Genomic DNA, 15,017 nt, shown 5'->3' with positions numbered 1-15,017 from the left:
ACCGCAAAGGACGCGCATGCAGGGTGAAGGCGTCCTTTGCCCACGACGACATGAAGGATGGATTCATGAATTTGGTTCTGATCAACACGACAATCAATGGCAGGAAGTACGAGCTCGAAGTTCGCCCGAACCAGACACTCCTTGATTTCTTGAGGGACGAACTGGGCCTCACCGGCACAAAGCGGGGATGCGAAATCGGCGAGTGCGGCGCGTGCACCGTGCTGTTGAACGGACAGGCGGTGAATTCCTGCCTTGTTCTCGTTCCGCAGATCCGAGGCCAGGAAGTCCTTACCATAGAAGGGTTAGCTGACGGCGACAAACTGCATCCATTGCAGGAATCGTTTCTCGACCACGATGCGGTGCAGTGCGGTTTTTGTACCCCCGGTATGCTGATGAGTGCCAAAGATCTGATCGACCATTCCCCGACACCCAGCGAAGAGGAAGTGCGGATTGCGATTTCCGGTAACCTTTGCCGTTGCACCGGCTATCAGCAAATCGTTGATGCGATAAAAGAGGTGGAAGACGTAAAATGTAAGACGTAAAACGTTAGATGTAAGACGTTGTATTGTCCGGGAACCTTGAACCTTGAACTTGAAACCCGAAACTCAAAACTCAAAACCGAACTACCTCGATCATATGAATTCCCAACAAGCGAAGACTGAAGCAGAGCGTTGTCTGTATTGTTTTGACGCCCCCTGCATGACGGCCTGCCCGACTCACATCGACGTGCCGAAGTTCATTTCGATGATACGATCGGGCAATGTGATCGGAGCAGCCGAGGTCGTGAAAACTTCGAACGCATTAGCAAACACATGCGGCAAGATCTGTCCGGAAGAAGTATTCTGCCAGTCAGTGTGCACGCGAGGCAAAGAAGACACACCCATTCAGATTCGCGAGCTGCATTTCTTCGCAACCCAACGTGAACGTAGGCGAGGGTTTTCGATGCCGGAAATATTTCGGGAATCCGCCAGGAGCGTCGCTGTCGTCGGCGCCGGACCCGCCGGGCTCGGTTGTGCGTTCGAGTTGGCGAAAATGGGACATAGGGTCGATGTCTATGACTCGGGGAAACCCGGTGGAGTACCGCGTAACAGCATCCCTTCATTCCGGCTTGCCGCGAAGGAGCTTGACTCGGATACAGAATTCCTTTCGCAGTTCTTCACTGTGAAGAAACAAACAGTGGATGCGAGGGGGTTCGACCGGATTCGGAAGACGCACGAAGCGACTTTTCTTGCAGTTGGTCTCGGCGAAGATCGGATGATTGGAATTCCCGGTGAAAAACTGCAGGGAGTGTTTCCAGTGCTTTCGTTCCTCGAACGAGCCAAGACAAGGCCATCAGGGTTGAAGCTGGGAAAAAAGGTGGTGATCATCGGAGGCGGCAATGTTTCGCTCGACGCGGCAGCGACCGCCAAACGGCTGGGGGCTGACAGCGTGATCCTGATCTATCGCCGAAGCGAGAAAGAAATGCGTGTGTGGAAGGGAGAACTCGACGAAGCCAGAAAACAGGGGGTGGAAATTCGCTTTCTCGTCAATCCTGTTCGAATCACCGGGAAGAAACAGGTTGAAGGCATCACTTGCCGCCAGACAGCTCTTGGCAAGAGAAAAGACAAATCCGGCAGAGCAGTGCCTGTTGAAGTAAAGGGATCGGATTTCGTGCTGGACGCCAGCGCGGTCATCATCGCGATCGGCCAGACGATCGGGGCTGCGTGGCTCGGCGATCTCGATCGAAAAGGCAGTTACGTAAAAGTCGGCGGTAGTTTTGAAACATCGGTGCGGGGTGTGTTCGCCGGCGGTGATATGATTGCGGGAGAAGGAACGATCGTCCAATCGGTTGCGCATGGAAAGTATGCAGCCCACGCCATTCATCAATATCTGACAGCGAAGTGAGGGGAGAAGCATGGGATACCAACGCATGACAGAAATTGAGATCTATCCTTCACGGGATTTATCGTATGATTTTTTGGGAATACACCTCGAGAATCCGTTCATCCTGGCGGCGGCTCCCTCGACCGATGACCTTGATATGGTGCGTCGCGCATTCCGGATGGGATGGGCGGGGGCGATTCTGAAGACGACATCAATCGAGGGGACGCTGGTCGATTTGTGCTATCCCATGATGTCGAGCTTCGAACACGAAGGGAAAAAGCTGTTCGGCATGGGTAACATCGATCTCATCTCCGAACATCACATCGACAAGATTGAACACAATGTCCGGACGCTGAAAAGAGAGTTTCCCGACAAAATGGTCGCAGCCAGCATCATGGCCGGAAGAAAAGAAGACTGGCAGACTCTGGTTGCGCGGCTGGAAAAGGCGGGAGCGGATCTGATCGAATGCAGTTTCTCGTGTCCCCAGGGAAATATCGGTGAGGACCCGGGAAAGATGCTTGCACAGAGCCTGAGTGCGACCGAGCTGACCGCCCGATGGGTCAAAGAAGCAGCGTCGAGAATCCCGGTTTCCATCAAGATCACCCCCCATGTTACCGATATCGTGGAGGTGGCCAGGGCGGTGAAGCGAAGTGGGTGTGATGCACTGACGGCTTCAAACTCGATCCAGGCCCTCATGGGTATTGATATCCGCTCGTTCGCGCCAAATCCAAGTCTGGCCGGAAAATCAACGTACAGCGGTATGACGGGCCCGGCCATCAAGCCAATCACGCTGCGCACCATTGCCGAAATCGCGCGCAATGTGGACATTCCAATTCTCGGGACCGGCGGTGCATCGACGTGGAGCGATGCGGTCGAATTCATGGCAGTTGGGGCCGGTGTTGTCGAGTTCTGCACGGTGGTTATGCATCACGGTTTCCGCGTGATTGATGACCTGCGAAGCGGGATGTCACACTATCTCGATGAAATGAAGTTCTCGTCGCCGGCAGAAATTGTCTGCAAGGCCCTTCCCAATATTGTCATGCATGACGATCTCCCGCGGCAAACCATCCGCAGCCATATCAATGACAAACTCTGCATCGCGTGCGATGTCTGTTATGTTGCATGCCGCGATGGAGGCCACAATGCAATTGACCAGCGGGCAAACAAGTCTCCTCACGTCGACTGGGAACGGTGTGTCGGCTGCGGTCTCTGTCAGTTTGTGTGCCCGGTGGACGGATGCATCGAGATGCACGTGAAAGCGTAACAGATCACCATGTTCAGGAAGTGAACAAGGGAGCACGATGACACAGAAACAGCTGCACTCATCAATGCGAGAGTTGAAGAAACTCAAGCTCGGAATGTTCAACAAAGATTTTCTCCTCACTTGGGAAAAGAGCGACGACGAGATTAAGGGAATTGTCCTGGTCGCGGAGATCTTCAAACACCTTCACAATGCGGGCATTCCCTTCAAGGCGTTCGATACCGGCCTGGCAATTTCGATATTTCGGGATAAGTCCACACGCACACGGTTCAGCTTCGCGTCAGCAGTGAACGCCCTTGGACTGGGTCTCTCCGAGCTTGATGAAGAGAAATCACAGATCGCTCATGGCGAGACGGTTCGCGAAACCGCGAACATGATTTCCTTCCTCGCGGAAACTATCGGTATCAGGGACGACATGTTTCTTGGGGAAGGGAACAAGTACATGCGTGAGGTTGGCGTGGCAGTCCAGGAGGGTTTTGAACAAGGCGTTCTCCATCGCAGGCCGAGCGTCGTGAACCTTCAGTGCGACATCGATCACCCGACACAGACTCTCGCCGATCTTCTGCAGCTGAAGAACCATTTTGGCTCCCTCGAAGCTCTCCGGGGAAAGAAACTGGCGATGACTTGGGCCTACTCTCCGAGTTACGGGAAACCGTTGTCGGTGCCTCAGGGAATCATAGGACTGATGACGCGGTTCGGGATGAACGTTTCGCTGGCCTACCCGAAGGGATATGACCTGATCCCCGATGTTGTGAACGTCGCACGGAAGAATGCCGGTCAACGCGGCGGGTCATTTTCCGTCGTCGACAGCATGGAGGCCGCGTTTGAAGACGCAGACGTGGTGTACCCGAAATCGTGGGCGCCGTACCAGGTTATGCAGCGCCGAACAGAACTTCTCTTTGCCAATGACAAGCAGGGCTTGGTCGGGCTGGAGAAGGAATGCCTTGTGAACAACGCAAGGTTCAAGAATTGGGAATGTGACGAACAGAAGATGAAGCTTACAAAGAAAGGACAAGCCCTCTACATGCATTGTCTCCCAGCCGACATCTCCGGTGTGAGCTGTGTGCAAGGGGAAGTATCGAAGAACGTATTCGAGAAATATCGCCTCGATACGTACGCGGAGGCTGGGTTCAAACCGTTTGTGATAGCGGCAATCATCTTTCTGACGAGAATGGAGAAACCCGTCCCGACTATAACCAAATTCATGAACACCAAAAGAAAGAGGAACCACGGATAACACGAATAGTGCGGATATCCACCGATGTCAAATCCGTGACAATCTGTGTCATTTCAGCGTAATCCGTGGTTAATGTACCGGAAAAACTTATGTCAAAGATCATTGCTCAACTCTTTCCTGATGTCATCAAGAAGACAGCATCTCTTTGCAGGAAACGCGGAGTTGTTATCCCCACGTTTGCGCAGATGCGCGACCCACAGCTCATTCCTGCTGAAATCAGGAAGCGGCTCTCGGGCGTAGGACTCTGGGACATCAATCCGCTTAATTTGTTCCGCATTACCTGGAAGAATGATGTAGCGACCGGAATGTTCGGTGGGGTGAACTACCTCGAAATTCCCCCGGCCCTCAGCGGTGTGAATGCGCGCATCATAGGTCTCATCGGCAAGTATTTCCCGACAGGAGCCCACAAAGTGGGGGCTGCGTTTGGCTGCCTGGTCCCGCGCCTCGTGAGCGGCGAATTTGATCCATCACGGCATAAAGCGGTATGGCCGTCGACGGGCAACTTCTGCAGAGGCGGAGCCTTCGATTGCGCTTTGCTCGGCTGCACACCGGTGGCCATCCTCCCGGAGGAAATGTCGAAAGAGCGATTCCAGTGGCTCCGTGAAATTGGTGCAGAGATCATCGCAACGCAGGGATGTGAGTCGAACGTAAAAGAGATCTACGACAAATGCTGGGAGTTGAAAAAGGATCCAATCAACATCATTTTCAATCAGTTCGAGGAATTCGGCAATCCCATCTGGCACTACAATGTAACCGGCCCGGCAATTGATGAAGTATTCCGGGAACTCCGTTCAGCAAACCTGCGTGCGGCCGCGTACGTTTCGGCCACGGGGTCTGCCGGCACGATAGCTGCAGGTGATTACCTGAAGAAACACTATCCGCATCTCAAGATCGTTGCAAGTGAAGCGCTGCAGTGTCCAACGTTGTTCATGAATGGCTTCGGCGGCCATCGCATCGAAGGGATCGGAGACAAACACGTGCCGTGGGTTCACAATGTCCGGAATACTGACGCGGTAGCCGCAGTGGACGATGAGGATTGCATGCGCCTTCTCAGGCTGTTCAATGAAACGGAGGGGAAGAAGTATCTCTCGTCGCTGGGTATTCCACAACAACACGTTGATCGATTGTCACTGCTCGGCATATCATCCATCGGCAACATGCTTGCAGCGATGAAGACGGCGAAGTACTTTGAATTGACAAAGGATGATGTGATCTTCACGATCTTCACGGATTCGGTTGATCTTTACCAGTCACGGCTCGAAGAGCTTCGCAAAGAACGGGGCGCATATTCTTCTGTGGAAGCAGCGCGGGATCAAGCCGGACCGCTCGCCCATCAATCGATTGATTATTTCAAGGAATTAACGTACTACGACCGAAAGGCGATTCATAATCTGAAATATTACACGTGGGTGGAGCAACAGGGAAAAACCTACGAAGAGATTAACGCCCAGTGGGATCCGCAATACTGGCGCAGTCTATTTGAAGATGAGGTCGGATATTTCGACACGCTGATCGGCGAATTCAACGCCATGGCAAGCTAAACGAAGGACAAGTATGAAGAAAGAGATTCTTCAGGCTGCACACCGTAATGAGCGCCAGATAGTACAATTCCTGCGGGACCTGATCGCGATCAAGTCTCTCAGCTCGCAGGAAGAACAGGTCATTCAACGCATCAAAGAGGAAATGGAACGGTGCCGGTATGATGAGGTGACGATTGATCCGATGGGCAATATCCTTGGCCGGATTGGCAAAGGGAAACATGTCATCGCCCTCGATGCTCACGTGGATACAGTTGATGTCGGCAATCCTGCGAACTGGAAGGTCGATCCATTCAAAGGCGCGGAAAAAGACGGCATTATCTATGGCCGGGGAGCCTGTGACATGAAGGGGGCGCTCGCGTCAATTGTGTTCGGCGGGAAGCTGATAAAAGACCTGGGGCTCGAGGATGACTACACCCTTTATGTCGTGGGGAGCGTGCAAGAAGAAGATTGTGACGGACTGTGCTGGCAATATATCATCAACGAGGACAAGCTGCATCCGGAGCTCGTTGTCATCGCGGAGCCAACAAACCTGGGTGTCTATCGCGGGCACCGTGGTCGGATGGAAATTCAGGTTACCACAAAGGGGATTTCATGTCACGGGTCAGCTCCCGAGCGGGGAGTTAATGCGGTCTACACGATGGCTCCGATCATACAGGATATCGAGAAGCTCAACGAGCGTCTGTCGGGGGAACCGTTTCTTGGCAAAGGAACAGTCACGATTTCGGAAATTCGTTCAACATCTCCTTCACTGTGCGCCGTTGCAGACTCTTCGACAATCCACCTCGACCGCCGTCTCGCGGCGACCGACACCTTGATGTCGGCAGTCCAGGAAATCCAGGACTTGCCGGGAGTCAAGCAGTCGCAGGCGGAGGTTGTCGTGTGTGACTACGCGGTGCCGAGCTGGAAGGGGCTGACATATCCAACGAAAAAGTACTATCCGACCTGGCTGCTGCCCGGGAACCACCCCGCGCTTGAGAGCGGAGTTTCGGCATTCGAGAAGCTGTTCGGCGGGAAACCGGTTGTCAATCGATGGCACTTCAGCACAAATGGGGTTGCCGTCATGGGCATGCATGGCATTCCGTGCATCGGCTTTGGACCAGGGAATGAAGTTTTCGCGCACATGGCCACCGAGCAGATTGCCGTTGAGCAGCTTGTCAAGGCAATGGCGTGGTACGCCATGTTTCCATCGGTCTATACAGATTCCGCCACGGTTCGCTAACCCCCCCCGACGTATGGACCTCCTCGGTGAAATTGTCACTGCTCTGAAAGCGCGCGAACGTGTGGTGCTTGCGACAATCATCTCGTCGTCGGGATCGACGCCGTTGCCCACCGGTTCCTCGATGCTCATCTGCGAACATGGAATGCGAGCCCTGGGGACCGTCGGCGGTGGATTGCTTGAAGCAAAGGTGACGAGGGAAGCGAAAGAGCGTTTTGCGGCCGCAGGGGAATCGGTGATCAAAGAATTCGATCTGAACGAATCCGGCTCAGAAGAAGGGATGATTTGCGGCGGCAACGTGGACGTATTGATTGAGAAAATCGGAGAAGATGCTCTCGATGTGTTTTCGCAATTGGTTGCACTGCGCAGCAGTGGACAGGATTGTGTACTCCTTCGCCGGATCGATCTGTCGGGAGTTGTGTCCAGGATTGTGCTGGAGGAATCAGATGAGCGCGCCCCAAACCTCAAGCCTCTGAGGGCGCTCCTGCATGAGCTCGGGATCGAACCAGAGACATTCCTTCAGCAGGTCCAACGATCGCAGCGCGAAGAATACGTGGAGCGTCTCGCCACGCGCGGAGTCGAGCTCATCATCCAGCCGATCTCGGGAATACAGGCCTTAGTCATTTGCGGTGGAGGGCACGTTGGTCGTTCCGTCTCGAAAGTTGCAGCGGCAACAGGGTTTGCTGTGACTATTGTCGATGACCGGGAAGACTATGCGACCCCCGCGCGTTGTCCTGAAGCGGCGGCGACAATCTCGGGAGAATGGAGTGATGCGCTTTCAAAGATTACGATCACGCGGTCGATGTCCATTGTCATTGTGACCCGCGCTCATCAATCAGACAAAGAAGTCTTGCGCCTTGTGATCGACACACCGGCCCGGTATATCGGCATGATCGGGAGCGGTAAAAAGGTCCGTGCGACGTTTGACAGCCTGAGACAAGAGGGTGTTCCCGTTGAAACACTCAGGCGGGTTCATGCGCCGATTGGTCTTCACATCGGTGCGGTCACGGCAGAAGAAATCGCAATAAGCATCGTTGCCGAACTCGTCCGCCATCGAAGACGCTTCTACGGCGCCTCGTTTCCTTTGTCTGAGAAAACGAATCGATGGTTTGAGGACGCCACATAATTGCTACCATTCTTTGTCAGCTGGTTCTTTCCGGAAACTACCCGCCCGCAGAACTAGCAATCATTTCCTATTCCTCCAAAACACTCTGCTTTGCGTGAGAATCTTCACTTGTTGCTCGATGCCCCCCATGTCTTCATATCTCAGGAATGGGAATGCTGTCCACTTGTCAAATAAAATAGGTCTTGACAAAAAAGTACTTTCCACGTAATCTGGTTATACCTAGTATACCAGGTTATCATATGCCCATCGACATCCATAACTCCACGCCATTGTACCTTCAGATCATCGACGACATCAAGTCGAAGATCGCTTCGAAGGAGCTCAAGCCCGGCGATCAGCTCGGCTCGCACGCCGAACTATCCTCCGCATATGGTGTCAGCCTTATTACGGTGAAGAAAGCGCTTACGACGCTGGCCAGCGAAGGAATCGTCTTCAGCCGTGTCGGTAAAGGCACGTACGTCGCGCAACGCGCAATCGATACGCGTCAAAACGGACACCCCACGATCGGTCTCGTGATCCGCGACATCCGCAGTCCCTTCTTCTCACGCGTGATGCACAGTGTGGAAGATGCTGCATATGAACTCGGATACCATGTTCTTATCTCGAATTCATCGGGCAAAGCGGAAAAAGAAGAAGCGCAAATTGCGAGGTTCCGGGAGTTCGGGGTCAGCGGAATGATCATTGCGTCGATGACCCACAAGTACCACGTCACGCCGACGATTCGCAAAATGCTGCAGCAGGGATTTCCATTCGTCATGGTTTCGTACATCGCCGATGAGGACGTTCCGTTCGCGGGAAGTGACCACGAACAGGGAGGTTACCTGGCTACGGAATACCTGATGAACCAGGGGTACCGGCGAATCGGTTACGTGAACGGCGAAGCGGGTAATATGGTAGGGGAGTTACGCCGGCGAGGCTATGAGAAGGCTCTCAAAGCTGCCGGCCGGCGAGTTGATAAACGCCTGCAGTTTCGGCTCCGCCGAAGGGGGGAAAAGCATGATTATCAGTCCGGCTACGAGATCGGGAAGAAATTTGGATCGCTCTCCGTGAAACCCGACGCTGTATTTGTGTACAACGACCTCTCCGCTCTGGGATTTGAAGATGCAATCCTCGAACAGGGACTGCGTGTTCCTGACGACATCGCTATCGTTGGCTTTGACGATATCGAGCGGGGCGAGTTCGCAACGGTGCCGTTGACGACAGTCCGCCAACCTACCGACTCAATCGGAAAACAAGCCGTAGATCTCTTACTTAGGTTGATGTCAGGAAAGGGGGGAGCAGTTCGCAGGGTCGTGAAACCGAAACTGGTCATCCGTGAGTCGTCTGGTGAGAAAGGGAAACCGAACAGCAGACGGTCGCTGTAAAGACAGAAAGACCGGCATGATCGTTGCGTGACCAACGGTATGTGCAAACAAAGAGCGACAGGAACAATCAAAGGGAGCCAAGAGATGAACTACAGCGGCCTGTTTGTGAACGAGGAGCAACTCACGTGGGTAGATGTGGGAGGAGGAGTCACGAGAAAGATTCTCGGGTACGATTCCGCACTTATGATGGTACGCGTCAAATTTCAAGAACACTCCGTTGGTGCGATGCACTCACATCCGCATCGTCAGGTGACGTTCGTCGAAAAGGGCTCATTCGAAGTGCAGATTGCTGAGGAGAAGAGGTTGCTGAGGGCCGGCGACTCGTTCTTCATTCCATCTGGTGTTGAACATGGAGTGGTTGCCCTGGAAGAGGGGGTCCTCGTCGATGTGTTCACTCCGATGCGTGAAGATTTTCTGGTGAAGGTGTGATTGAGGATTTGTTTTGGGGTTGGCAAACAACAAACCGTTGTGGAATGAATTAAACGAAGGATCTCACATGAAACACTCATTTGATCTTACGGGCAAAGTAGCGATCGTGACAGGTGGTTTCAAAGGTCTGGGACGCGGTATGGCTATCGGCCTGGCCGAAGCTGGGGCAGATGTCGCGCTCGTTGATCGGGAAGTAGCGAGCGAAACAGCCGACGTGATCCGGTCGCTTGGCAGAAAAGCGCTGACGCTTTCGGCAGACCTGATGTCCATTGAGCCCATCCCATCGCTTGTCGAGCAGACGATCAAGGCGTTCGGAAAAGTTGACATCCTCGTGAACAACGCCGGGACAATTCGCCGCACTCCGGCGCTTGAGTATTCTGAAAAAGACTGGGACGACATCATGGCGGTAAACGCCAAGACCGTCTTCTTCTTCAGCCAGGCTGTCGCACGGGATATGGTGAAGCGAAAATCCGGCAAAATCATCAACATCGCCTCCTTGCTGAGTTTCCAGGGAGGGATCCTGGTGCCCGCGTACTCCGCGAGCAAAGGCGCCGTTGCGCAGGTGACGAAAGCGCTGGCAAACGAATGGGCGTCGCTGGGTATCAATATCAATGCGATTGCTCCAGGGTACATGGCGACAGACAACACAAAGGCTTTGCGCGCCGACGCTGTTCGGTCAAAGGCTATTCTCGACAGGATCCCGGCCGGCCGCTGGGGAACACCCGAGGATTTAGCTGATGTGGCAGTATTTCTCGCATCCCCCGCGTCCGACTATGTGAACGGTCACGTTCTCGTGGTGGATGGCGGCTGGATGGCGCGATAGGATTTGTTGGTGCACGAGCCGTCAATGTACACACATGAAACCTGTTTGATCTAGCCAGATGTCCCCACACGGTATGATCATGTCTTCAGTGCGTTCTATTCTCGTATTGTCCATCGTTGCCACGAATCTTCTGAGCGGCCAGGTGTTCATGAATGCCGACAGCACAGGAGACGCGTACGCCCGGATCGTGTCGAAAAAATATGGTTATGAGGTTCCCGACTGCAAGCACGCGGGCAGACACATTACCGAAGCTTGAGACGTTGACCTGCGCAAATTCGTTTTCGTGTTCACGCTGCACAGAGACCAGGACGATGACCGGTGTATCAATACAGACCGACAGCGTTGTGAGATCAAGACGGACGGATCTTCTCCCGATACGATGAAAGCAGCGTACGGGGAGGTGCATACATATAGGTGGAAATTCAAACTCGACGCTGGATTTCAACCGTCGCCTAATTTCTGTCATATTCACCAGATCATAGCGTGCGATCGGAAAACACCTTTGGTAACTCTGTCTATTCGATTCCGGCAGATGCAATGACGGGTTCGACGATTGGCGTCAGGGAAACGGAATTGGATACCGTCTTTCAAATTATCCGAAAAGTAATTCCGGGAAAGATTCGATGAAGACAATTGCTGCTTTCGCGCTGGTTCTTATCCTCGTGTGCCGACCGCTTGCCGCTCAGGATCGGCGGCCGCGGGTTTTTCTGCTTGATCCATCCACTCTCGTTGCCGCCCGGGCAGCGTACGGCACGCAGAACGGGGAGCTCAAAACTCCGATAGACGGCTTGCTCAAAGAGGCCCGGAAAGCTCTTCAGGCAAAGCCAGTCTCCGTGATGCAGAAATCAGGCGTACCGCCGAGCGGAAGCAAGCACGATTATATGAGTGTGGGTCCGTACTGGTGGCCGGACAGCAGCAAACCCGGGGGGGTGCCGTATGTTCGTCGTGATGGCGAAACGAATCCGGAACACAACACTCTCGGCGATCGGGTTCGGTTGGGAACAATGATGAGCGCGGTCCGGACGCTGGCGGCGGCGAATTTTATTACCGGCGATGAGCAATTCGCACGTGCTGCCTGTTTGCAGTTGCAGGTCTGGTTCGTGGATCCTGAGACGCGTATGAATCCCAATCTCAATTTTGCCCAGGCAATCAACGGTATCACCGATGGCCGGGGGATCGGTATCATTGATTCCTATGGTTTCAGGGACGTCATCGACGCGATCGGGTTGTTGAAAGGGTCCGCATCTCTGACACCATCTCTCGAGCGTGGATTGAAAGAGTGGTTTGCTGCGTATCTTTCATGGCTGCTGGAAAGCAAGAACGGGAGAGATGAAGCTGCGGAGAAGAATAACCATGGGACGGCATATGATGTCCAGGTAGTATCCATCGCGCTTTTTCTGGACAAGACGGCGCTCGTGCGGGAGGTTCTTTCGAATGCCGGAACGAAAAGGATCGCAGCTCAGATCGAACCTGATGGCTCGCAGCCCTTCGAGCTGGCCCGCACCAAGTCGTGGGGTTACTCGGTCATGAACACGGGGGGACTCGTAAACCTCGCACTGCTTGGCGACCATGTCGGTGTTGACCTCTGGCACTATTCTACTCCCGATGGACGGGGCATACAAAAGGCGATCGATTTCCTCCTCCCGTACGCGCTCAAGGAAAAGGAATGGACATGGCGGCAGATCGTGCCGATTGAGTACGATCACCTGGTTGCGATGCTCCAGATTGCAGCGGTAAAATACGGCGATGCACGATATGAGTCGGCGTATGAGAGACTTATGAATCCTACAATCGCGGCGGCATCGTCTCGTTTGTTCCTTCCCAGAGTTCGGAGTTTGCAGAAACTCGATGTGCTCGTTTCGCAAGCGCTGCAATTCTCAGCAGAGCAGTTGCGACGGTCGGTCGGCGTAATTCAGGACAGCACGAAATTCGCGCGATGTACGCTTCCAGATGGATCATGGAAGACCGTCGCCGCCCGCGATTGGACGAGCGGGTTCTTTCCGGGCTCACTTTGGTATTTGAATGAGTACTCAAAGGATCCGTTCTTCAAGAATGCCGCCGAGAAATGGACCGCGGGCATGGCACATGAGCAATTCGATACCGGCACGCACGATGTCGGTTTCAAGATTTTTTGCAGTTACGGGAACGGATATCGATTGTATCCCTCGGATGAATACAAAAAGATCATTCTTCAGGCGGCCCAAACGCTTTCGACGCGCTTCAACGCTACTGTCGGCTGTATCAAATCATGGGATAACCGCAAATGGGAATACCCTGTCATCATAGACAACATGATGAACCTCGAGCTGCTCTTCTGGTCGGCAGAGAACGGCGGTTCGAAACAACTGCGTGACATTGCCATCAAACATGCGGAAACGACCATGAAAAACCATTTCCGTCCCGATGGGAGCACCTATCACGTTCTCGGGTATGATACGACGAATGGAAGCGTGGTCGCACGGAACACGCATCAGGGATACGCCGATGAATCGGCCTGGGCGCGTGGACAGGCATGGGCGATCTACGGTTACACGATGACGTACCGGTTCACACACGACAAGCGGTTTCTGCAAACAGCCCAGCGTGCAGCGGACTATTTCATCAGTCATCTGCCTGCGGACAATGTGGCCTACTGGGATTTCCTGGCGCCCGAGATACCGAATGAACCCCGGGACGTTTCCGCAGCTGCTATTACTTCGTCAGCCCTGTTTGAATTATCAAACTACGTAGAGAACCCGTCTACGAGAACACATTATCTCGAAACAGCAGAGAAGATACTTCGTTCGCTTTGTTCGGCTCCCTATCTGGCAGAGGGAACAAATTCGCACGCGATTTTGAATCACGCCGTCGGCAGCAAGCCCGCCAAGTCAGAGGTCGACGTTTCGATTATCTATGGCGATTACTACTTCATCGAAGCGATGCTTCGGTATCTCCACAGGAGGAATTAATTGTCACTCAGCACCGACACGTCGATCACCATCAGCTCAGTTGTTCTTGCATTCTGCCTGGTCGGACTGTGTTGTCTCCCGGCGTCCAACGCCTCTGCCCGGCAAAAGAGTGTGGTCGATGTTGCCTCAATTGATCGCGTCCGTATCCTGAAAAGCGCAGAAGAGTGTTTGAAAGAACCCCCTGTGACGGTTACTGCTTTTTCATCTCCGCGAAGCACCGGCGGGGTACATGAGTATTTTTCAGAAGGGGACTACTGGTGGCCTGATCCGAAGAATCCGGATGGTCCGTATGTACAGCGCGATGGGATGACGAACCCGGACAATTTCAACAAACATAGGGAGGTCATGCGCCGTTTTTGTGACGTTGTCTCTGCATTGACCGCTGCGTACAAGATCACCGGCGACGAGAAATTCGCCTCCAAGGCAATTCTGCATTTGCATGCGTGGTGTGTTGATGACGCAACGAAAATGTATCCTCACTTGAAGTATGCTCAGGCCATCAAAGGAAAGTTCACGGGACGCGGGACCGGTATCATTGACACCATCCATCTCATTGAGGCTGCACGTGCGGTCGAGGTTCTTTCCGGATCGAAGTCGTTCAAGGCGGGCGAAGAGGCTGCCATCAAGCAGTGGTTTGGCGAATACCTCCAATGGCTGACAACTCACCAGTACGGAATTGACGAGCGGGAGGCAAAGAACAATCACGGGACTTGGTGGGTGACTCAGGCGGCGGCATTTGCCCATCTCGTCAATGACACGGCGACGCTCTCGTCTTGCCGTTCAAGGTTCAAGAACGTCTTCCTCCCCAAACAATTTGCTGCCGATGGGAGCTTTCCGGAGGAACTGCGAAGAACAAAGCCCTACAGCTATTCAATTTTTAACCTCGAGGGAATGGCAGCGATCTGCTGGGTTCTCTCGACGGCCGATGACAATCTCTGGGAATTCACGCTCCCGGACGGCCGGAACATGCGGAAGGCGGTTCAGTTCCTCTATCCCTACATCGTGGACAAATCGAAATGGCCATATGCGAAAGACGTGATGCATTTTGATGCATTTCCAGCGCGACAACCTTTTTTGCTCTTCGCCGGCATCGCTCTCGGTGAGCAGCGCTATGTTGAAACATGGAAGACGCTTGATGCCGACTCCGGGAATGAAGAAGTCCGGCGCAGCATTCCAATCCGGCAACCGGTTCTTTGGGTACGATAATGC

Annotated in this window: 13 protein-coding genes; all 13 read left to right on the top strand. The window is 53.6% G+C overall.

Going from position 1 to position 15,017, the window contains the following annotated elements:
- The first annotated feature begins 65 nt into the window (after nt 1-65).
- The 13 genes from NTU47_03460 (at nt 66) to NTU47_03400 (ending at nt 15,014) form a co-directional block, all read left to right on the top strand.
- Nucleotides 66-542, top strand: coding sequence for a (2Fe-2S)-binding protein (locus NTU47_03460; protein MCX6132851.1), 477 nt, complete (start codon nt 66-68; stop codon nt 540-542).
- A gap of 400 nt (nt 543-942) precedes the next feature.
- A complete protein-coding gene (locus NTU47_03455) occupies nt 943-1,884 on the top strand; it encodes an FAD-dependent oxidoreductase (GenBank protein MCX6132850.1) in 942 nt (313 codons plus the stop codon).
- Nucleotides 1,885-1,894: 10 nt separating this feature from the next.
- On the top strand, nt 1,895-3,127 hold the full coding sequence (preA, locus tag NTU47_03450) for an NAD-dependent dihydropyrimidine dehydrogenase subunit PreA (protein MCX6132849.1): 1,233 nt from the start codon (nt 1,895-1,897) through the stop codon (nt 3,125-3,127).
- Between the two features lie 37 nt (nt 3,128-3,164).
- A complete protein-coding gene (gene ygeW / locus NTU47_03445; protein MCX6132848.1) occupies nt 3,165-4,361 on the top strand; it encodes a knotted carbamoyltransferase YgeW in 1,197 nt (398 codons plus the stop codon).
- 89 nt (nt 4,362-4,450) lie between these two features.
- Entirely contained in the window at nt 4,451-5,902 is a 1,452-nt protein-coding gene (locus NTU47_03440; protein MCX6132847.1) for a pyridoxal-phosphate dependent enzyme, read from the top strand.
- A 13-nt stretch (nt 5,903-5,915) separates the two neighbouring features.
- The gene (locus tag NTU47_03435; protein MCX6132846.1) at nt 5,916-7,121 is read left to right on the top strand and encodes a YgeY family selenium metabolism-linked hydrolase; all 1,206 of its coding nucleotides are present in this window, start codon (nt 5,916-5,918) and stop codon (nt 7,119-7,121) included.
- A gap of 13 nt (nt 7,122-7,134) precedes the next feature.
- Complete coding sequence (locus tag NTU47_03430; GenBank protein MCX6132845.1) at nt 7,135-8,244, top strand: XdhC family protein; 1,110 nt, start codon at nt 7,135-7,137, stop codon at nt 8,242-8,244.
- A gap of 239 nt (nt 8,245-8,483) precedes the next feature.
- The gene (locus NTU47_03425) at nt 8,484-9,608 is read left to right on the top strand and encodes a GntR family transcriptional regulator (protein MCX6132844.1); all 1,125 of its coding nucleotides are present in this window, start codon (nt 8,484-8,486) and stop codon (nt 9,606-9,608) included.
- A 39-nt stretch (nt 9,609-9,647) separates the two neighbouring features.
- A complete protein-coding gene (locus tag NTU47_03420) occupies nt 9,648-10,037 on the top strand; it encodes a cupin domain-containing protein (protein MCX6132843.1) in 390 nt (129 codons plus the stop codon).
- Between the two features lie 67 nt (nt 10,038-10,104).
- Nucleotides 10,105-10,860 (top strand): 2-dehydro-3-deoxy-D-gluconate 5-dehydrogenase KduD, encoded by a 756-nt coding sequence (kduD, locus tag NTU47_03415; GenBank protein ID MCX6132842.1) that lies wholly within the window; start codon nt 10,105-10,107, stop codon nt 10,858-10,860.
- A 73-nt stretch (nt 10,861-10,933) separates the two neighbouring features.
- A complete protein-coding gene (locus NTU47_03410) occupies nt 10,934-11,116 on the top strand; it encodes a hypothetical protein (protein MCX6132841.1) in 183 nt (60 codons plus the stop codon).
- A 367-nt stretch (nt 11,117-11,483) separates the two neighbouring features.
- Nucleotides 11,484-13,808: an alginate lyase family protein gene (locus NTU47_03405; GenBank protein MCX6132840.1), complete on the top strand. Its 2,325-nt coding sequence runs from the start codon at nt 11,484-11,486 to the stop codon at nt 13,806-13,808.
- On the top strand, nt 13,809-15,014 hold the full coding sequence (locus NTU47_03400; protein MCX6132839.1) for an alginate lyase family protein: 1,206 nt from the start codon (nt 13,809-13,811) through the stop codon (nt 15,012-15,014).
- The last annotated feature ends 3 nt before the right edge of the window (nt 15,015-15,017 follow it).

Source organism: Ignavibacteriales bacterium, assembly GCA_026390595.1.
Lineage (GTDB): Bacteria > Bacteroidota > Ignavibacteria > UBA10030 > UBA10030 > UBA9647.
Note: the sequence above shows the minus strand (reverse complement) of the source record. Positions and strands in the feature narration are given on the sequence as shown.